This window comes from Corynebacterium sp. LK2510, assembly GCF_040946405.1.
Classification (GTDB): Bacteria; Actinomycetota; Actinomycetes; order Mycobacteriales; family Mycobacteriaceae; genus Corynebacterium.
This window is the reverse complement of the sequence record NZ_JAYWLR010000005.1, coordinates 1-19,126: the sequence shown is the minus strand read 5'-3', so window position 1 is coordinate 19,126 and position 19,126 is coordinate 1. Positions and strand designations below refer to the sequence as shown.

Annotated in this window: 19 protein-coding genes and 5 tRNA genes; 15 read left to right on the top strand and 9 right to left on the bottom strand. The window is 63.4% G+C overall.

Features of this window, described 5'->3' with window-relative positions:
* Positions 1-30: 30 nt before the first annotated feature.
* Positions 31-1,185, bottom strand: a complete 1,155-nt coding sequence (locus tag VVR41_RS04210; RefSeq protein WP_368523800.1) for a folate-binding protein YgfZ — start codon at positions 1,183-1,185, stop codon at positions 31-33.
* Positions 1,186-1,204: 19 nt separating this feature from the next.
* Here VVR41_RS04210 and VVR41_RS04205 point away from each other — a divergent pair, with 19 nt between their 5' ends.
* Positions 1,205-2,128: an aminodeoxychorismate lyase gene (locus VVR41_RS04205; protein WP_368523721.1), complete on the top strand. Its 924-nt coding sequence runs from the start codon at positions 1,205-1,207 to the stop codon at positions 2,126-2,128.
* On the opposite strand, the gene VVR41_RS04200 is transcribed toward VVR41_RS04205, so the two are convergent.
* Both VVR41_RS04200 and VVR41_RS04195 read right to left on the bottom strand, forming a co-directional pair.
* Positions 2,125-2,793 carry an FABP family protein gene (locus tag VVR41_RS04200; protein ID WP_368523720.1) on the bottom strand — a complete coding sequence of 223 codons (669 nt, stop codon included), beginning with the start codon at positions 2,791-2,793 and terminating at the stop codon, positions 2,125-2,127. The two genes, VVR41_RS04205 and VVR41_RS04200, sit on opposite strands and share 4 nt — an antisense overlap.
* Before the next feature lie 57 nt (positions 2,794-2,850).
* Complete coding sequence (locus VVR41_RS04195; RefSeq protein WP_368523719.1) at positions 2,851-3,627, bottom strand: DUF2993 domain-containing protein; 777 nt, start codon at positions 3,625-3,627, stop codon at positions 2,851-2,853.
* A 28-nt stretch (positions 3,628-3,655) separates the two neighbouring features.
* Between VVR41_RS04195 and mshD the strand changes: the two genes are divergently transcribed.
* The 5 genes from mshD to pstB all read left to right on the top strand — a co-directional run bounded on the left by mshD (position 3,656) and on the right by pstB (position 8,944).
* Positions 3,656-4,525 (top strand): mycothiol synthase, encoded by an 870-nt coding sequence (gene mshD / locus VVR41_RS04190; protein WP_368523718.1) that lies wholly within the window; start codon positions 3,656-3,658, stop codon positions 4,523-4,525.
* A gap of 239 nt (positions 4,526-4,764) precedes the next feature.
* On the top strand, positions 4,765-5,889 hold the full coding sequence (gene pstS, locus VVR41_RS04185) for a phosphate ABC transporter substrate-binding protein PstS (RefSeq protein ID WP_368523717.1): 1,125 nt from the start codon (positions 4,765-4,767) through the stop codon (positions 5,887-5,889).
* 160 nt (positions 5,890-6,049) lie between these two features.
* Complete coding sequence (gene pstC, locus VVR41_RS04180) at positions 6,050-7,144, top strand: phosphate ABC transporter permease subunit PstC (protein ID WP_321103478.1); 1,095 nt, start codon at positions 6,050-6,052, stop codon at positions 7,142-7,144.
* Positions 7,145-7,160: 16 nt separating this feature from the next.
* The gene (gene pstA / locus VVR41_RS04175) at positions 7,161-8,129 is read left to right on the top strand and encodes a phosphate ABC transporter permease PstA (protein ID WP_321103476.1); all 969 of its coding nucleotides are present in this window, start codon (positions 7,161-7,163) and stop codon (positions 8,127-8,129) included.
* 41 nt (positions 8,130-8,170) lie between these two features.
* Positions 8,171-8,944: a phosphate ABC transporter ATP-binding protein PstB gene (pstB, locus tag VVR41_RS04170; RefSeq protein WP_321103474.1), complete on the top strand. Its 774-nt coding sequence runs from the start codon at positions 8,171-8,173 to the stop codon at positions 8,942-8,944.
* Between the two features lie 39 nt (positions 8,945-8,983).
* Here the strand turns inward: pstB and VVR41_RS04165 are convergent, their stop codons facing one another.
* Entirely contained in the window at positions 8,984-9,757 is a 774-nt protein-coding gene (locus VVR41_RS04165; protein WP_368523716.1) for a phosphate uptake regulator PhoU, read from the bottom strand.
* A gap of 4 nt (positions 9,758-9,761) precedes the next feature.
* Complete coding sequence (gene dusB / locus VVR41_RS04160) at positions 9,762-10,940, bottom strand: tRNA dihydrouridine synthase DusB (protein ID WP_368523715.1); 1,179 nt, start codon at positions 10,938-10,940, stop codon at positions 9,762-9,764.
* A gap of 267 nt (positions 10,941-11,207) precedes the next feature.
* Here dusB and VVR41_RS04155 point away from each other — a divergent pair, with 267 nt between their 5' ends.
* On the top strand, positions 11,208-12,710 hold the full coding sequence (locus VVR41_RS04155) for an acetyl-CoA hydrolase/transferase family protein (RefSeq protein WP_368523714.1): 1,503 nt from the start codon (positions 11,208-11,210) through the stop codon (positions 12,708-12,710).
* A gap of 120 nt (positions 12,711-12,830) precedes the next feature.
* A tRNA-Lys gene (locus VVR41_RS04150) sits at positions 12,831-12,903 on the top strand.
* 105 nt (positions 12,904-13,008) lie between these two features.
* Here VVR41_RS04150 and VVR41_RS04145 read toward each other — a convergent pair.
* Positions 13,009-13,590 carry a CG0192 family protein gene (locus VVR41_RS04145; protein WP_368523713.1) on the bottom strand — a complete coding sequence of 194 codons (582 nt, stop codon included), beginning with the start codon at positions 13,588-13,590 and terminating at the stop codon, positions 13,009-13,011.
* The gene (locus tag VVR41_RS04140; protein WP_368523712.1) at positions 13,590-13,922 is read right to left on the bottom strand and encodes a metal-sensitive transcriptional regulator; all 333 of its coding nucleotides are present in this window, start codon (positions 13,920-13,922) and stop codon (positions 13,590-13,592) included. Before VVR41_RS04140 ends, VVR41_RS04145 begins: the two co-directional genes overlap by 1 nt.
* 123 nt (positions 13,923-14,045) lie before the next feature.
* On the opposite strand from VVR41_RS04140, the gene VVR41_RS04135 reads away from it, so the two are divergent.
* The 5 genes from VVR41_RS04135 (at position 14,046) to VVR41_RS04115 (ending at position 15,018) form a co-directional block, all read left to right on the top strand.
* Positions 14,046-14,118: transfer RNA gene (locus VVR41_RS04135), tRNA-Glu, on the top strand.
* A gap of 41 nt (positions 14,119-14,159) precedes the next feature.
* Positions 14,160-14,233 (top strand) — tRNA-Asp (locus tag VVR41_RS04130).
* 222 nt (positions 14,234-14,455) lie between these two features.
* Positions 14,456-14,529: transfer RNA gene (locus VVR41_RS04125), tRNA-Asp, on the top strand.
* Positions 14,530-14,554: 25 nt separating this feature from the next.
* Positions 14,555-14,627, top strand: a tRNA-Phe gene (locus VVR41_RS04120).
* 100 nt (positions 14,628-14,727) lie between these two features.
* Positions 14,728-15,018, top strand: coding sequence for a GNAT family N-acetyltransferase (locus VVR41_RS04115; RefSeq protein ID WP_321101461.1), 291 nt, complete (start codon positions 14,728-14,730; stop codon positions 15,016-15,018).
* Between the two features lie 69 nt (positions 15,019-15,087).
* Here VVR41_RS04115 and epsC read toward each other — a convergent pair whose 3' ends face one another.
* A complete protein-coding gene (epsC, locus tag VVR41_RS04110) occupies positions 15,088-15,675 on the bottom strand; it encodes a serine O-acetyltransferase EpsC (RefSeq protein WP_321101459.1) in 588 nt (195 codons plus the stop codon).
* Positions 15,676-15,769: 94 nt separating this feature from the next.
* Complete coding sequence (cysK, locus tag VVR41_RS04105) at positions 15,770-16,705, bottom strand: cysteine synthase A (RefSeq protein WP_320597760.1); 936 nt, start codon at positions 16,703-16,705, stop codon at positions 15,770-15,772.
* A 317-nt stretch (positions 16,706-17,022) separates the two neighbouring features.
* Here cysK and ramA point away from each other — a divergent pair, with 317 nt between their 5' ends.
* Positions 17,023-17,862 carry an acetate metabolism transcriptional regulator RamA gene (ramA, locus tag VVR41_RS04100; protein WP_368523711.1) on the top strand — a complete coding sequence of 280 codons (840 nt, stop codon included), beginning with the start codon at positions 17,023-17,025 and terminating at the stop codon, positions 17,860-17,862.
* Between the two features lie 24 nt (positions 17,863-17,886).
* A partial coding sequence (murA, locus tag VVR41_RS04095) for a UDP-N-acetylglucosamine 1-carboxyvinyltransferase (protein WP_368523710.1) occupies positions 17,887-19,126 on the top strand: 1,240 nt, incomplete at its 3' end.

The window sequence follows — 19,126 nt, the reverse complement described above, 5'->3', positions numbered from 1 at the left end:
GGCACCTGACCTGCTAAAACGCCCGCACCCTCACTCGCGGCCGCGCAGGCTCTCCACAGCGCGACGTCCCGCGTGGTCGCCCTCATCGCGGGGGAGCGAGGACGGATCGACGCGCGCGGCGACCTCGACATCGCCGGCGATGGTGACCTCACCGGCGCCACCAAGGGCGGATCGTTTCACCAACGCGAGCGCGACGGGACCGTAGTCGGCATCGTGCACGACGGTTCCGAGCCGGCCCACCTTTCTGCCGCCTAGGGTGATCTGCGCGCCGGTGGCAGGCTCGACGGGCGCGGATCCGTCGAGATGCAACAGGATGAGAAGGCGCGGAGAACGGCCGAGGTTTTCCACCCGTGCGACTGTCTCCTGCCCGCGATAACAGCCCTTTTCAAGGTGGACTGCGCCGATGTGTTCACCCCGGTTGATTAGCATGGGGGCCTCGTGGGGGATGGACTTCTCATCTAAGTCGGCCCGCAGTTCGGGCTCGCCGGCAAACACACGCTCGGCAGTAAACGCCATGAGCCCCGCGAGTGTCCCGCCCGCGGCGACGAACGCGTCGGCCGCCGCCGTCAGGTCGTCGCGTCGCACGGCGACATCGAACCTGTCCACGCGGCCCCAGCCAGGAATTGATCGTGTGAAGACGGCGTCGACAGCGTCGACAGCTTTGAGCGCGGTGCTGGAGCCGGATCCGGAGCCGGCCGGGGCGAGGACTGTCAGGATGGCCAGGTCGGCTTCGTCGATCGTGACCTCCGACCAGAACACCATGCGCTCAAGGAAGTCGATCAGGCTGCGCGCCTGGTAGCTAGGCATGTCGAGGTAGAAGGCTGAACCGTCCGCGTACACGTCTACGTGGTGCAGGATATGGCCCTGCATGTCGAGGTCGAGCGCTGCTGCGGAGAAGCCCGCAGTGACGTCGATAAGCTTCTGCGAGAGCAAGTTGTTAAGAAAAGTCGCGGCATCGGGACCCGAGACACGCAGAACTCGCCGGTGAGAGCGGTCCACCATGACCGGCTGGTGCGCGATCGCGTGCTGTTCACCGAGTGGATCGCCGTAGTGCCACGCGACCCCTGTGGCGTCGAGAAGCGATGCCTCAGCATCCGGCAACTCGGCGGCGCCATCACGGGCGAGAAGCGGAGAACGGTAGGGCAACAGATCAACCACGTTTTCCTCAGTCACGGCCCCGATCATACGTGCATAATGGAAAGACATGGCCCCCTCGCTTCTGCCCCCGCCGCCGGTGATCTACCTCGTGGAACCGTTTGGTGGATCGCTGCGCAGACAGAACCCCACCATGCCGCACGTCTTCTGGGACGACGCCGCCGTCACGCGCGGCGACGGCATCTTCGAGACGATCCTCGTCCGCGACGGAAAAGCCGTCAACCTGGATAAACACATGAAGCGCTTCCGGGCGTCAGCTGCCGCCCTTGATCTTCCTGAGCCGAGGGAGCAGCAGTGGATCTCAGCCACGCGCGAGGCGGTGGCGGATTTCGTTCGTGAGCGCGGGCTCCAGCCCGGCGACCCGTCCGAGGCAGCATGCACCTGGACGATGACCCGCGGACGGGAATCCACGGGCGTGCCGACCGCGTGGATCACGGTCAGGCCGCCGAAGCCCGAGCTTGAGGTGCAGCGCCGCAAGGGTGTCAAGGTGCTCACCACCGGTCGCGGCTACACCATCGATACGGGCCGGGGTGCCGCACCGTGGCTCGGCCAGGGTGCGAAGACACTGAACTATTCCGCCACTATGGCCGCGCTGCGCTGGGCGAAAAGCCAGGGTTGCGACGACGTTATCTATATCGAGCCGGCGACGGGCCGGGTCCTCGAAGGTGCGACGTCGTCGGTGCTCGTGGTCAAGCGCGGCACGCGGCTGCGCACCCCGGAGCCGGGCCCGGATATCCTATCGGGTACGACGCAGCGGGCGGTCTTCGATTACGCGTCCGCGCACGGGTGGAAGTGCAAAGCTAAGTCGCTGTACGTTGACGACTTGTTCTCGGCCGAGTCCGTCTGGTTGCTCAGCTCGGTGCGGCGTGGCGTGCGCGTGACGCACATCGACGGCAAGAAGCTCAACAAGCCCGACAACCTCGACGAGATCGCCGCGCTTATCGACGCCTCCCTGAACGCCGCCGACAGCTAGCCGGCCACGCGCTTGAGTTCGGCGGACATATAGGGAATAAGCTCCCCATTCACGAGGCGCTCGTCCACCCAACCGAGGTTGTTGTTCGGCAAAAGCCCATAGAGGCGCTTTCCGGGTCCGTGCGCTGCCGGGCCGGTGGCCGTGACGATGGTGGAGGCGCTTTCCAGCTGCCAGGCGCGCTCGTTGACGGGCTCGCCGTACATGATCTCGACCAAGCCGCGTGAGTTGGTCAGTGTGACCTCGATTTCGTCCTTCAGCGAGATCCGCCAGAACCCGATTTCGCGCTGATCAGCGCCGGTCGAATTGCCGTCCTCGTCGAGGCGCCACGTGCGGGAATCGAACCGCAGGTAGTTCTCGCCGTCGTGGGAGATGACCAGCTGCTGTCCGAACGCGTACTCGTCGCCGTTGTCGTTGACCTGGCCGGAGCCTGACCAGACGCCGACGAGGGGGAGGAGGGCAAGGAGGCCGTCGTGAAGCGAGGGGCCCTGCCGCAGGTTGGCAGTGTCATCTTCCAACGGGAAGCCCTCAAAGTCGGGGGAGGGAATGTTGCGGTGGGCAGTACTTTTCGACTGCTCTGCAGCCAGATTCACGGCCTCGCTGCCGTTGAGGCTCGCGGTGGTGTTCGCGCTAGTGTTCGCGCTGTCGTTGTCCAAGCTGTTGTCCATATGTGCAAGGGTACCTACCTGCCCGACACGGTCGAGAAAGCGCAAGCACACCCTCGGTTACAGGTCAGCTGGCGTAGCGAGGGGAGTGAAATCTTCCGGGCTGAGTGTGACGTTCATCCGGTCGCGTGAAAACTCGATCGAGCCGCCGGAGAGCTGCACGAGTCCAGCTGGGCCACCTAGGGGAAAGTCGCGGGTGTCGAATGTCAGCGTGAACGCGTCGAGGACTCGTTCGGTGTCCTCGGGGGCGACGTCGACAAGCTTGCTCGGGCGCATCTCGAACACGCCGTCGGTCAGGCGAAGCGCTACCACCACCGTCGCGGGGGTGTCGGTATCAGGCACAGTACCCATGAGCTGCGCCTGGCTTGCCACGCCGCCGCGCGGGGAGATGTCGTACGGGTTGGCGATGTCCAGGTCGGTCATCCCGAGCAACGCTCCGAACGCGACACCGTCGAGGCGAATCTTTCGGCGCACCAGGGTCGCCTCGCCCCCAGTGAAATCCGCGGCGAGAATCTTGTCCCCCGGAATGTCCACATCGAATGCTTCCGCTGAAGCGTTGACCACCCCGACGCCGTCGACGGGGACATCCAACGAGCTGACCCTCACAGCCGGCACCGAATCCGCGGCTACGGCGGCGAGGAAGGGAAATCCGCCGATGTAGACATCCGGGGCGGTGGGAAGATTGTCGCGTAAGACCGCCTGGAGAGACAGCGCGCGCTCCGTGCGCGAAGCGATGGCGGCATCAACTAACGCGAGGGACGCTACCAATAGCGCGGCGAGCGTCGCCGCAGCGAGCGCGCGCCGGCGCCGGACCTTATTCCACGCTCGGAATTCCACACCCCTATTTGTACCGTAGCCTGGTGGCATGTCTGACACAGGTGAGCGCACTCAGCTACTAGCGGCAGCCGAAGAACACGATGGGTTTGCGGCGTTTTCGGAGGCATTCGTGCGAGGTCTCGAGCGCGGCGACGAGCGCGGCGCGGGCCACCAGCACCTTGAAAGGCGCGTCGACGGCGCACTCGTGGGGTTGGCGGCACTGGCCCCAGACGGGTCTGCAGAACTTGTCGTCCACCCGGACGCGCGGCGGCGCGGCCTGGGCAAGGACCTGGCGGCCGAGGTGCTTCGGATCAATCCGGCGGCTGGGCTGTGGGCGCACGGCAATCTACCTGGCGCCCAGGCCACAGCCTCCTCGCTGGGGTTGGTACCTACGCGAGAGCTCTATGTCATGGAGATCTCCGGGGAGGCGCTGATTCAGGCCGCGGACGTGCGCCTCCCGGAGGGTGTCGAGGCGTTGCCGTACCCCGAGGCGGTCGAGCGGTACGGGGTCGAGAGCGTGGACCAGCAGTGGCTCGAGGTCAACAACGACGCGTTCTCCTGGCACCCCGAGCAGGGAGGGTGGGATCTCAAGCGGTTGCGCGACGCCACCGGTGCTGCCTGGTACTCGCCGGAGGGCGTCTGGTTCCTCTACGAAGACGGCGACATGGCGGGCTTCCACTGGACGAAGCAACACTCCGCGGGGGTAGGCGAGGTATACGTGGTGGGGTTGTCGTCCGCGGTTCGCGGCCGTGGCCTCGGCACGCCAGTTATGGGAGTGGGGCTAAAACACCTGGTTGGGGCTGGAGTGAACAAAGTTATTCTTTATGTGGAGTCCGATAATGAGCGTGCGGTTCGCCGTTACAGGGCGCTCGGATTCCGCGTCAGTGAATCTCATGTGGTGTATGCCATACCTGAATAAAAACCGTTTGAAGTGCGCATATTCGAACGGGCTGAGATTGCCTGAAAAGTTAACTGATTGTTCACCCCGACCGATACCAACGGTTAACAATCGTTTCGTAGCTTTACGCGTGTGAGAAATCGGACCGTCGCCGAATTCTGCTTGGCGTGGCTTAACCATGATCCTTGCGGAGGGGCGATGCCCTCGCACGAGGGCCGATTCTCGGACAATGACCTGTTATTGGACCTGAAAGGTACCTCGTGAACCGCAATTTCAAGCGCACTGCAACCGTCATCGGCGTCGTCGCCGTCTCTTCCGCTTCCCTGGTTGCTTGCTCGAACGCCGCCGAGGATGGGGCTACCGCCACCTCCACCGCGTCTGAGACCGCCACCGAGACCGCTACCGCAGTCGCAGGCGAGCTCACCGGCCAGACCGGCCAGCTCGTCGCCGAGGGTGCTACCTCTCAGCAGAACGCGATGGACTACTTCGGTGCCCGCTACTCGGAGGAGGTGCCGGGTGCGAACCTCGCTTACAACGCCACCGGTTCCGGCAACGGCATCAAGAACTTCATTGCTGACCAGGCCAAATTTGCCGGCTCCGACTCCCCGCTGAAGGACGACGAGATTGCACAAGCATACGAGCGCTGTGGCAACAACGACGCATGGCACCTGCCGTTCGTCATCGGCCCGGTCGCTATCGCCTACAACCTTGACGGCGTCGACGAGCTCAACCTGACCGTCGAGAACCTTGTTGACATCTTCCAGGGCAACATCACCTCCTGGAACGACCCGGCCATCGCCGAGTCCAACCCGGGCGTTGAGCTTCCGGACGAGAACATCTCCGTCATCTACCGCTCCGACGAGTCCGGCACCACCGACAACTTCCAGAAGTTCCTGGCTGCTGCTTCCGACGGTGCATGGACCGGTTCCGGCAAGGCCTTCCCGGCCACCGTCGGCGCTGGCGCCAACGGCTCCACCGGTGTTGCTGAGCAGGTTAACTCCACCCCGGGTGCTATCACCTACGTCGAGGCTGGCTTCGCTGAGAACATGGCCAACATCGACTTCGGCAACGGCCCGGTCGAGCTCAACGCCGAGACCGTCGGCAACGCTCTCGACTCCATGGAGTTCACCACCGAGGGTCACGACATGGTCGTGGACTCCGCTGCTCTGTTCGCATCCAACGCCGCTGACAGCTACCCGCTGGTTCTGACCACCTACGAGATCGTTTGCTCCGCTGGCTACGACGAGCAGACCAGCAACATGGTCAAGGACTTCCTCAACGTCGCTCTCGACTCCCAGGACGACGAGCTCGCTGCTGAGGGCTTCATCCCGGTCCAGGGCCGCCACGCTGAGCGCCTCCGCGAGGCCGTCGCTGCAATCGGCTAAGAGTCGCGTTTCGCAACTCCATTGCACCGGAGTTTGCCCCCCGTCCGGATCCGTCTGGCTTGGGGGGCACTCCCATGCATGACTGTTTTCCTCGCGTCACCGCGACAGGTTTAACGCGGGTGACACCCGCTCCGTGCAATTACATAAAAGGACCGTGACTATGGCTGAAAAGCACCTGCCTGGCACCAACCGTGATGATCGCCGCGCTGAGACTACCGAAGTCAGCAACCCGACAACGATGGTCGATTCCACTGGCACGCCCCTCCTCGCAGCAGAAACGCCTGAAACTGAAACCGCCGCCGTCGCTTCGACGGGTACGGCTGTCAAGCGCCCCGGCGACCGCGTCTTCGAATTCCTCGCGACGGCGTCCTCGGCACTCATCACCGTGATCATCGCTGCCATTGGCCTGTTTCTGCTCCTGCAGGCAATTCCTCCGCTCTTGCGGAATGAGGGAGGCCTGCTCGGCTTCTTCACCTACCGCGGACAGTGGCAGACCGCCAACCTGGATGCCATGCAGTTCGGTATTCCGAACCTGTTTCTCTCCACAGTCACGATCTCGCTCATCGCCCTAGTGCTCGCGATGCCCGTGGCACTGGGAATCGCACTGTTCCTCTCCAACTACGCACCGAAGAAGCTGGTGCGCCCGCTCGGCACACTCGTCGACATGCTGGCTGCGGTCCCCTCGATCGTGTTCGGTCTGTGGGGTGCGCAGGTGCTCGGCCCCAGGCTCGGCTCGTTCTACGAGTGGATCAACTCGTGGGGTGGCGACTTCTTCCTGTTCGCGCACTACCAGAACTCCCCGTCGTTCGCGACGGGCCGCAACATGCTCACCGGTGGCATCGTCCTCGCCGTCATGATTCTCCCGGTCATTGCCGCCACCGCCCGCGAAGTCTTCGTCCAGACCCCTCCGGGACAGGTCGAAGCTGCACTGGCCCTCGGCGCCACCCGCTGGGAGGTCATCCGCATGACCGTCATTCCGTTCGGCCTCTCCGGCTACATCGCGGGCTCCATGCTCGGCCTCGGCCGCGCGCTCGGTGAGACGATGGCGCTCTACATGGTCGTGTCCCCGGGTCTTCTGTACCGCGGTTCGCTTTTCGACGGCGGATCGACCTTCGCAACCCACATCGCGAACGCCTCTGCCGAGTTCAACAACGCGACCAGCGCCGGCGCCTACATCGCTGCGGGTCTCGTGCTATTCATCCTGACCTTTATCGTCAACTCGATTGCCCGCGCGATCGTCAACAAGAAGAAGTAAGGGGAGAAGCGAACCAATGAGTACCGCAATTTCTAACACCCCCAACGACAACCGCGGCGGAAACGCAACCTCCGCGACTGCCGACCGCCCCGTCTCTGACGTCGAGCGCACCCCGTTTACGGACATCTCCAGCAGCCGTAAGACGACGAACTCCATGATGGGCCTTCTGATGTGGGTCTGCATGATCATCGCTCTTATCCCACTGCTGTGGCTCCTGATCACCGTGGTCGGCCGCGGTTGGTCCGCAGTATTCGACATCTCCTGGTGGACCGAAGATATGGTCGGCGTCCGCGCCCGCAGCGTTGGCGGCGGTGCGCTCCACGCCATCGCCGGCACCCTGATGCAGACCTTGGTTGCCTCCCTGTTCTCCATCCCGATCGGCGTGTTCACCGCGATCTACCTCGTGGAGTACGCCAACGGAAGCCGCCTGGGCAAGATCACCACCTTCATGGTGGACATCCTCTCCGGTGTCCCGTCCATCGTTGCAGCCCTGTTCATCTACGCACTGTGGATCACTGTCCTGGGGCAGCAGCGCTCCGGCTTCGCGGTGTCGCTGTCCCTGATTCTCCTCATGGTGCCCATCGTGGTGCGTAACACCGAGGAGATGCTGCGCATCGTTCCCATGGATCTGCGCGAAGCGTCCTACGCGCTGGGTGTTCCGAAGTGGAAGACCATCGCGCGAATTGTTCTGCCGACCGCTCTGTCGGGCATCGTCACCGGCATCATGCTCGCCGTCGCCCGCGTCATGGGTGAGTCCGCCCCGGTGCTCATCCTCGTCGGCTCCACTCCGGCACTGAACTGGCTCGGCCTGTTCGGCGAGCCTCAGTCCTCGCTTCCGCTGTTCATGCTCGACATGTGGAAATCTGGCGCAACCGGCGCCGCCATGGACAGGCTCTGGGGCGCAGCCCTTACCCTTGTCATTCTCGTCATCACTCTCAACCTGCTGGCCCGTCTCATTGCGTCCCGCTTCTCGGTGAAGAAGTAACGCGCACAGCCACTACATACAACCACTGAGGAGAACCCCAGATGTCCAAGCTCGAACTCAACGACGTCAACATCTACTACGGCGATTTCCACGCCGTGCAGAACGTCAACATGCACATCCCGGCCCAGGCTGTGACCGCGTTCATCGGTCCGTCCGGCTGCGGTAAGTCGACCGTGCTGCGCACCCTCAACCGCATGCACGAGGTCATTCCGAACGCCTCCGTCCGCGGCGAAATCCTGCTCGACGGCCACGACATCTACGGCCCGAAGGTCGACCCGGTCGGCGTGCGCAACACCATCGGCATGGTGTTCCAGAAGGCCAACCCCTTCCCGACCATGTCCATCGAGGACAACGTCGTGGCGGGCCTGATGCTCTCCGGCGAGAAGAACAAGAAGAAGCTCAAGGAGGTTGCCGAGGAGTCCCTGCGCGGCGCCAACCTGTGGGAAGAGGTCAAGGACCGCCTTGACAAGCCGGGCGGCGGCCTTTCCGGTGGCCAGCAGCAGCGTCTCTGCATCGCCCGCGCCATTGCGGTGCGCCCGGAGGTGCTGCTCATGGACGAGCCCTGCTCCGCTCTCGACCCGATCTCCACGCTGGCTGTGGAGGACCTGATCCACGAGCTGAAGAACGACTACACCATCGTGATCGTGACCCACAACATGCAGCAGGCTGCCCGTGTGTCCGACAAGACGGCGTTCTTCTCCCTCGAAGCGACCGGAAAGCCGGGCCACCTGGTGGAGTTCAACGACACCACCACGATCTTCGAAAACCCCGAGAAGAAGGAAACCGAAGATTACATCGCGGGCCGCTTCGGCTAAGCCACACCCGCACTTCACTCGCCGCCGTCGCGGCGCCGCTTACAGCGTGGGCTTGTTCGACTGGCCCGGCCGGAAGCGGCGCTCGATGGCGGCGAGTTTTTGGTCCATCTCGAAACCGTCCGCGATGCACTGCTTTTCCAAGTAGGCCTCCGGTTTGAGGCCGGTGATGAGGAAGACGGTCCGTGCCGCGACGTTGATGCAGTGGTCGGAGTACCGCTCGTAATGGCGGCTCAACAGCGCCAGGTCGGCGGCTTCGCGGGCGCTATGCTCCCACTTTGGGTGGGTTACCGCGTTGAGGATGTAGTTGCTCATCGCGTCAACTGCATCGTCGTCGTCGCGCAGGGTGATGCCGACCTCGACGTCGGGGTCGACCAGAAGATCGTGGGTTTTTGTCCCCAAGTCGTCGGCGAGACGGGCCAGCTCGGCCACACAACTGACCATCGACTCGGGTACGACGGGGTGGGGGTGGCGCATCCGAGCGATGTTGGCCACGTGCATTGCGAGCACACCCATGCGCTGGAAGTCCTCGACGATGTAGATCGAGGACACGACCTGGCGCAGGTCTGAGGCAACCGGATTCTCAAGGGCGAGCAGCTTCATACTGCGGTTCTCACACCGCTGGCGGATTTCCTCAAGCCCGTCCAAAGACGACAGTGCTTCCTCTGAATGGTCGAGGGACTGCGTTAGAAGGGCAACGGAGGCGTTCGACATCACGTCGCGGACGAGGTCGCACATTTCCAGGAGGTCGTGCGAGAACGCCTCCAAGTGATCGCGGTACACCGTGCGAAGCGGAGCGGTCTTACCGGCTTCCATGTTTCTAGCCTCCGTTGTTGTCTATCTCCGCGCCTTCGGGCACGGTGTCGTCTTCTGGGTCGTCGAGCCAGCCCTCGGGGAGGGCGACCTTGGACGATGAGCCCTGCCGCCCGCGGGCGTCATCGGCATTTTCCGCCAGTTCTGTCGAGTCGGCGATGGTGGAGAGCAACTCGCTCAACTCGGCGAGAGACTCGACACGGGCAAGGTTTTTGCGGAACTCGCCTCCCACGGGGAAACCGCGCAGGTACCAACCCGTGTGCTTGCGGATGTCCCTGCACGCGTGCTCTTCGCCGTCGTGGGAGGCAAGCAGCTCGGCGTGGCGGTAGATGATGCGGGAGACGTCGCCAAGCGTGGGCTCACCGGGGATCTCCTCGCCGCGCAGCTGGGCACCGAGTTGGGCGAACAACCACGGCCGGCCGAGGCAGCCGCGGCCGACCTCGACGCCGTGGCAGCCGGTTTCGCTCATCATGCGGGCGGCGTCTTCGGCGGCGAAGATATCGCCGTTGCCGATGACGGGCAGCCCCGTGGGCTCCATGTGCTCGACAAGCCGGGCAATCTCGCCCCAGTGGGCCATTCCGGAGTAGCGCTGGTCGGCGGTGCGGGCGTGGAGCGCGACGGCGGCTGCACCTTCTTCGGCTGCGATTCGGCCCGCGTCGAGGTGCGTGTGGTGCTCGTTGTCGATGCCGATGCGGAACTTCACTGTGATAGGGATTCCGGAGCCCTCCGCGGCGCGAACGGCGGCGGCAACGATATTGCCGTACAGCTTGCGCTTGTAGGGGATCGCGGATCCGCCTCCGCGGCGCGTGACTTTGGGCACGGGGCAGCCGAAGTTCATGTCGACATGGTCGGCGATGTCTTCTTCGACGATCATCCGCACGGCCTCGTACGTGTAACGGGGGTCGACGGTGTAGAGCTGCATGGAGCGCGGCTTCTCAACGTCCGCGAACGTCGTCATATGTAGCGTCTTCTCGTTGCGCTCGACGAGTGCGCGGGCAGTAATCATCTCGCATACGTACAACCCAGACGAGGTCCCGGTGAGGGATTCCTCGATTTCGCGGCACAGCACGCGAAACGGCATGTTGGTTACCCCCGCCATGGGCGCGAGGATCACGGGGGAGTCGAGCTCGTAGCCCCCGATCCGAAGCGGGGCCGGAGCCACATTCGGCGGCAGCAGCTGTGTCATAGTGCTCCTATTGTTCCCTTTTCGCCATGAACAGTCTAATTCCGCGCCGCGACACCCAACGTTTGCCTCGGGGGGACGAAGCGGGGGTAGTCGCCGCGCCCACTAGCGCGAGATTAGCGGGGATGCAAATGCGGGGGGACTGTTGTCACCTGCCAGATTAACAGTCTTGCAAAGTTATCCATCAAATTATGGGAATGAGGTGAATGGCAGTGAAGCGTAGGTCACAATAAGGTGGAGTCACAGTCCGCTACGACTAAGGAGATCTTCATGAGTGATCGGATCGCAAACGCGCAGCTGCGCGACAAGGTCATGACGGCCGAAGAGGCCGCTCAGTTTGTCAACCATGGTGACAAGGTGGGCATGTCCGGCTTTACCGGCGCGGGATACCCGAAGGCTCTGCCCGGCGCCATCGCCGAAAAGGCGAAGGATGCGCACGACAAGGGCCAGGACTTCAGTATCGATCTCTTTACTGGCGCCTCCACCGCCCCCGAGTGCGACGGCGTTCTTGCGGAGGCCAACGCGCTGCGCTACCGCATGCCGTACCAGTCGGATCCGACGATGCGCAACAAGATCAACGCCGGCGAAATGAAGTTCCAGGACATTCACCTGTCCCACTCCGGCATGATGGTTGAGCAGGGTTTCTTTGGTGACCTCGACCTTGCCATCGTCGAAGCAGTCCGCATTACCGAGGACGGCAACATCGTGCCGTCCTCCTCCGTGGGCAACTCCGTGGAGTACCTCAATGCCGCCTCCAAGATCATCATCGAGGTCAACGAGTGGCAGTCGCCTGAGCTCGAGGGCATGCACGACATCTGGTTGGTGCCGCCGCTGCCGAACCGCATCCCGATCCCGATTACCAAGTGCGGCGACCGCATTGGTACCACCTACATCGAGATCGATCCGTCCAAGGTCGTTGCCGTCGTTAAGACGAACAACCCGGACCGCAACGCCCCGTTCAAGGCGCCGGATGACGTGTCCAAGCAGATTGCGGGCCACTTCCTCGATTTCCTCGAGAACGAGGTCAAGGCCGGTCGCCTCGCGTACGATGGTTACATCATGCAGTCCGGCGTGGGCAATGTTCCGAACGCCGTCATGGCGGGTCTGATGGACTCCAAGTTCGAAAACATCCAGGCCTACACCGAGGTTATTCAGGACGGCATGGTCGACCTTATCGACGCCGGCAAGATGACCGTCGCCTCCGCGACGTCGTTCTCCCTGTCCCCGGAGTACGCGGAGAAGATGAACAGCGAGGCGTCCCGCTACCGTGAGTCGATCATTCTGCGCCCGCAGTCGATTTCCAACCACCCGGAGGTCATCCGCCGTACGGGCCTGATCGCTTCCAACGGCATGATCGAAGCCGACATCTATGGCAACGCCAACTCCACGCACATCAACGGCTCCCGCCTGATGAACGCGCTCGGCGGTTCCGGCGACTTCACCCGCAACGCTTACATCTCGTCCTTCATCTCGCCGTCGGTGGCGAAGGACGGCGCGATCTCCGCGATCGTTCCGATGGTGTCTCACGTCGACCACACCGAGCATGACGCGATGGTCTTTATCACCGAGTACGGTGTCGCGGACCTGCGCGGCCTCGCACCGCGCGACCGCGTCCAGAAGATGATCGCCATTGCTCACCCGAGCTACCGCCCGCTCCTCGAGGAGTACGTGGAGCTGGCCTCCAAGTCGAAGTTCCAGGCCACCCCGCACAACCTGCAGCATGCCTTCGACTTCCACAACCGCATCGCCGAGACCGGCACGATGCAGAAGTAGCGCAGCGCTTATCGACGCCTCCTCCAGCCCGCTCTGGTGGAGGCGTTGTGCTACCCCGAGTCGGAATGTGCGGCGCGGGGACGCTACACTAGTGCAACGTCGCACCTTTGGTGGTGGGATGGGCCTTTAGCTCAGTTGGTAGAGCTACGGACTTTTAATCCGCAGGTCCCGGGTTCGAGCCCCGGAGGGCCCACAAGAGTTAGGCACCGCTGTTGTTGGTTTGTGAGCAGCAGCGGTGCCTTGCTTTCGTCTCGGGTGGAGACTGGCTTCGGCCTAAAGCCGGCCTAAAGTCGCACGTCTAGCGCCATACCTCGAGGCGGATCAAGGTTGCGTCGTCCTCGCGCACCAGCGCGAGCGCGTCGTTGTCGGCGGTAGGGCCGTGGATAACTCTCTGGATGCGCAACTCGTAGCGGTGCGGCTGGCCGTCGACCACGACGGAGCCAAAGGACGTCCAGCCGTTGGATTCCTCGATCTCCACGTCGGCGACCGTCGCCTCTGGGGTCAAACCGTTTCCGCGCACGGAAAACAGTGGCGCGCCGTTGCTGAAGTCAGCTCCTGAGTCCCCGGAGAGAATGAGTCGAATGATCTCGCGGACGCCAACAGGGTCGTCGGTGAGATAGGCGACGGAGCGCTCGCCGAGCGTCGAGTGCGCCAGGCGCGTGAGCTCGGTGTCCAACGCCTGATCCGCCGGGCGGTAGGTCAAGCCGACCTGGGCTTGGTTTCCCTCGGCGTCTTTGCCCACGAGCACTTCGATGCCGACAACGTTGTCGGCGTCGACCGCCCTGTACGAGCCGTCGACAGCTGTGAGCGGGGAGTAGGCAGAGGCCACCTCGGCCTTGGTTGGGTTGAGTTCTGCGTCCAGGATCTCGGCCGTAGCCACTAGCTTTTCACCATCCTTCTGATAGCTTGCATTGCTTCCTCGACCTTAGCGCTCGCCGTGTCGTTGCTTCGCGGGCAGTCGGAATGACCCGGATCGCACTCGTGCCCGTCAACGATGGCGTCGGTGACGCAGTGCTTGAGGTGGTCGTCGAGAAGCGCGAGCCCGACGTTCTCGAGGGCCGAGGTGATCGCCGAGATCTGGGTCAGGATATCGATGCAGTACTTGTCCTCGCTGATCATCCGCTCGATGCCCCGTACTTGCCCCTCGATGCGTTTCACGCGGGACACATACTTCGCGCGCTGCGCCGCGTAACCGTGTTCGTGCTCGCTCATGCCGATGAGACTACCGCAGGTCATGCAGGCAACGGGGCTGTTAGGGGCCTCGGTTTGGTGGCAGCGGAGTGGCTGGATTATGATGAGCGGGCTGTCTGAAAGCGTCGCGCTTTAGGTCAGCGGGCCCCCATCGTCTAGTGGCCTAGGACTCCGCCCTTTCACGGCGGCAACACGGGTTCGAATCCCGTTGGGGGTACAGGATCGTCTCTTTCTGGGATGGTTCCGACAAGAAAATAAGGCCCTGTGGCGCAGTTGGTTAGCGCGCCGCCCTGTCACGGCGGAGGTCGCGGGTTCAAGTCCCGTCAGGGTCGCACGATAAAACCCCGGAGCACTGATAGTGTTCCGGGGTTTTCGCGTACCCGGGTCGGAGTGGGGGCGAAGGGGTTAAAACGGTGCCGCCGAAATGCGGGGAAACAGCGCCAACATGCTGCTTATAGTGCGGATTTGTGGAGTTTCTGCGACTCTGTGTAGAGTAACAACTCGTGCAAGCGACAGTGTGAAAGCGCTAGAGCGGGTACAGAACAAGAGAATAAGGCCCTGTGGCGCAGTTGGTTAGCGCGCCGCCCTGTCACGGCGGAGGTCGCGGGTTCAAGTCCCGTCAGGGTCGCAGAACAGCTTTACGGAGCGGTTCTGGCCAGATAGCTCAGTCGGTAGAGCACACGCCTGAAAAGTGTGGGGTCGCCAGTTCGATCCTGGCTCTGGCCACATTTAAAGCCTCTCCCTTTTATAAGGGGGAGGCTTTTGTGCGTCTCCAATATGGCCCGTGTGTGGCTAGGCTTGGTTCCACCCGAAGAAAGGAATCACCATGGCAGACACCACCGACTACGAACTGGCAATCAACCACGACGCAAGCCAGTATGAACTGCGCATCGACGGCAACGTCGCCGGATTCGCCACCTATCGCGACCGCGACGGCTCCCGCATCCTGCCCCACACCGTGGTGGAGGAGCAGTACCAGGGCAAGGGCCTGTCCAAGCCCCTGATCAAGTTTGCACTCGACGACATCCGAGCCGCGGGCCTCAAGGTAGTCCCGGCGTGCCCGGCTGTTGCCGGCTACATCGCCAAAAACCCCGAATACAAAGACCTTGTGGGGTAGGGCATAACAAAGCCCGCCTGCCGGAGTTGAATTCCGGCAGGCGGGCTTTGTTGCTTCACGGGGGGTGCGCTAGATCATGTAGCTGCCGGAGTCGAAGTACTTGTCCGGGTCGACGAGGTGCTTCGTCTCTTCCTCGGTGCGTTCGCGCGCCTTGGCAGGGATACCTACTGCGATGGAGTTCGGGGGAATTGACTTAGTCACCACCGCGTTGGCGCCGATGGCGGAATTCGCGCCGATGACTACCGGGCCTAAGACCTTCGCTCCGGCGCCGATGGTGACATTGTCCTCGATAGTGGGGTGGCGCTTGGTCTGGGTGAGGACCTGCCCGCCGAGGGTGACTCCGTGGTAGAGCATGACGCCGTCGCCGATCTCAGCGGTCTCACCGATGACGATGCCCATGCCGTGGTCGATGAAGAATCGGCGGCCGATGGTCGCGCCCGGGTGGATCTCCACGCCGGTAAGGAAGCGGGTGAACTGGGCGAGAATGCGAGCCGGGCCTTTGTGGCCGCGGGTCCACATCCAGTGGCTCACCCGGTGCGCCCAGATGGCGTGAAGACCCGAATAGACGAGTGCGTTCTCGGCGTCGCCTCGGGCGGCGGGATCGTGGACGCGCGCATTCGCCAGATCCTCTTTGACCATCGTGATGACCTTCAACATGGCCTTGACTGTACCAATGCACAACCCGCCTGCGAACAGGACAATGCCCCGCGCGGAGAGCGCGGGGCATTGTGTGGCGTCGAAAAGCGAAGGCTTAGTCGTGCAGGTCTTCGTAGAGGACCGTGGAGACGTAGCGCTCGCCGAAGTCGCAGACGATGAAGACGATGGTCTTGCCGGCGTTCTCCGGGCGCTCCGCAACCTCGAGGGCTGCCTTGAGGTTGGCACCGGTGGAGATGCCGCCGAGGATGCCCTCCTCGCGGGCGAGCTTGCGCGAGTACTCAACGGCGTCTTCGTTGGTGACAGTGAGGATCTCGTCGACGATGCCGCGGTCGAGGGTGGCCGGCACGAAGTTCGCGCCCATGCCCTGGATCTTGTGCGGGCCGGCCTCGCCCTTGGACAGCAGCGGCGAGGACGCGGGCTCAACAGCAATGAGCTGGACGTCCGGGTTCTGCTCCTTGAGGTACTTGCCGGCACCGGAGATGGTGCCGCCGGTGCCCACGCCAGAGACGAGGATGTCGACCTTGCCGTCGGTGTCGTTCCAAATCTCCGGACCCGTGGTCTCGTAGTGGACCTTCGGGTTGGCCTCGTTCTCGAACTGGCGGGCCAGGACTGCGCCGTCGTTGGAGGCGACGATCTCGTCTGCCTTCTCCACGGCGCCCTTCATACCGGCCGCACCCGGGGTGAGGACGAGCTCTGCACCGAGAGCACGGAGGATGACGCGGCGCTCGGTCGACATGGTCTCCGGCATGGTGAGAATGACCTTGTAACCCTTTGCGGCGCCGGCCAAAGCGAGCGCGATACCGGTGTTGCCGGAGGTTGCCTCGACGATGGTGCCGCCCGGCTTCAGCTCACCGGAAGCCTCAGCTGCCTCGACGATGGCCTTACCGATGCGGTCCTTGACTGAGTTGGCCGGGTTGAAGAACTCCAGCTTGCCCAGCACGCGTGCGTCGGCGTTGCCGGGGACGGTGTGGAGCTCGACCAGCGGAGTGCCGCCCACGAGGTCGAGGACGTTATTCGCGATGTTCGCCATAAGTGTTAGGTCCTTTCGGTTGTTCGACGGCGGGAGGTGGAGCTTCGTGGGCCGCATCAGGACTCGTCTCGCGGCACGTCCGCGCCTTCCGCGTGTCAGTACGGGGCTGAGTGTACACCCCGAATATGGAAGGAGTAGTACGGACCTAATAGACCGGTTGGTCTATACGGTCTGTACGTGTGGGTCCTGGGGGTGATGGGGCGGAATTTGGCCACCCCCGAAAGCGCGATATGATGACGGGGATCCGCGGTCAAATCCGGACACCCCGGTGTACCCCTTTGGGGACACCCATTGGGGTGGAAACCTAAGGAACGATGATGGAAGCACAGACAGTCCGGGACGATGACGACGCCATCCGGGCGGCACTGACGGCCCTGAAGACGGCCACCGGTATCCCGGTTGCCATGTACGGCACCCTGCTTTCGGACAACCGACTGCAAATTACGCAGTGGATTGGCCTGCGCACACCCGCGTTGCAGAACCTCATTCTCGATCCGGGCGCCGGCGTAGGAGGTCGCGTCGTGGCTACCCGCCGCGCCGTGGGCATTTCGGATTACACCCGCGCCAACGTCATCTCCCACGAACACGACAAGGAGATCCAGGACGAGGGCCTGCACTCCGTCGTCGCCGTTCCCGTGATCGTCCAGCGCGAGATTCGCGGGGTGCTCTACGTGGGAGTCCACTCGCCCGTCCGCCTCGGCGACAAGGTCATCGAGGAAGTCACCATGACGGCACGCACGCTCGAGCAAGACCTTGCGGTCAATTCCGCTTTGCGACGCTCGGACGGCGGCAAAGGGGTCACCAACGCCGGTCGCGTCATGAACGGCGCCGAGTGGGAGCAGGTCCGCTCCACTCATTCGAAGTTGCGCATGCTCGCCAACCGGGTGGAGGACACCACGGTGCGCAAGGAACTCGAGCAGCTCTGTGACCAGATGGTGTCGCCGGTTCGCGTGAAGCAGTCCACGAAGCTGTCGGCCCGTGAGCTCGATGTCCTTTCCTGCGTTGCCCTCGGTCACACGAACGTGGAGGCGGCCGAGGAGATGGGAATCGGCGCGGAAACTGTGAAGTCTTACCTGCGCAGCGTGATGCGCAAGCTTGGCGCGCACACCCGCTACGAGGCGGTCAACGCGGCGCGTCGCATCGGGGCTCTGCCGTAGCAGCACTTCGGTAGTGTGGGCGGAGTGAAAGAACGATTTGAGGTCCACGGCGGCGCCCGACTCGAGGGCGTTGTCAAGGTAGACGGTGCAAAAAACAGCGTGCTCAAGCTCATGGCGGCCGCGCTTCTTGCCGAGGGCACGACCACACTGCGCAACTGCCCCGAGATTCTCGACGTCCCCCTGATGCGCGACGTCCTCGTCGGCCTCGGGTGCGAGGTCGACATTGACGGTTCCGTTGTGCGCATCACGACGCCCGCCGAGGTCTCGCCGCACGCCGACTTTGAAGCTGTCCGCCAGTTCCGGGCATCGGTTGCGGTCCTCGGCCCGCTCGCCGCCCGCTGTGGCGAGGCCCATGTGGCGCTTCCCGGCGGCGACGCCATCGGCTCGCGCCCCCTGGACATGCACCAGTCCGGGTTGGAGAAGCTCGGAGCCACGACCCACATCGAGCATGGCGCAGTCGTGGCCAAGGCCGAGCGCCTTGTCGGTGCGACCATCGGGCTCGATTTCCCGTCCGTCGGCGCGACGGAAAACATCGTGACTGCCTCTGTGTTAGCCGACGGTACGACCGTTCTGAAAAACGCCGCGCGCGAGCCCGAGATCGTTGATCTCTGCAACATGCTCAATGCCATGGGCGCCCGCATCTCCGGTGCTGGCACTTCCACGATCACTATCGAAGGCGTGGACAAACTCAACCCCACCGAACACACGGTGGTGGGGGACCGCATCGTCGCCGGCACGTGGGCGTACGCGGCCGCGATGACCAAGGGGGACATCACGGTGACCGACATTGCGCCGCGGAACCTGCACCTCGCACTGCAGAAGCTCAAGGTGGCAGGGGCGGATGTTGAGACCTATGAGCACGGTTTCCGCGTGCGCATGGAGCGCCGCCCCCAGGCTGTTGACTATCAAACGTTGCCCTTCCCGGGCTTCCCGACGGACCTCCAGCCGATGGCAATTGGCATCGCCGCTATTGCCGAGGGGGCTTCCGTGATTACCGAGAACGTTTTCGAGGCGCGCTTCCGGTTCGTCGACGAGATGATGCGCCTCGGAGCCGATGCCACGGTCGACGGTCACCATGTGGTGCTGCGCGGAGTTGATCAGTTGTCATCGACGGACGTATGGGCTTCCGATATCCGCGCCGGCGCCGGTCTGGTCCTCGCCGGCCTGGTCGCCGACGGTGTCACGACCGTTCACGACGTCGCTCACATCGATCGCGGCTACCCGCGATTCGTTGAATTACTGACCGAACTTGGAGCGGTTATTG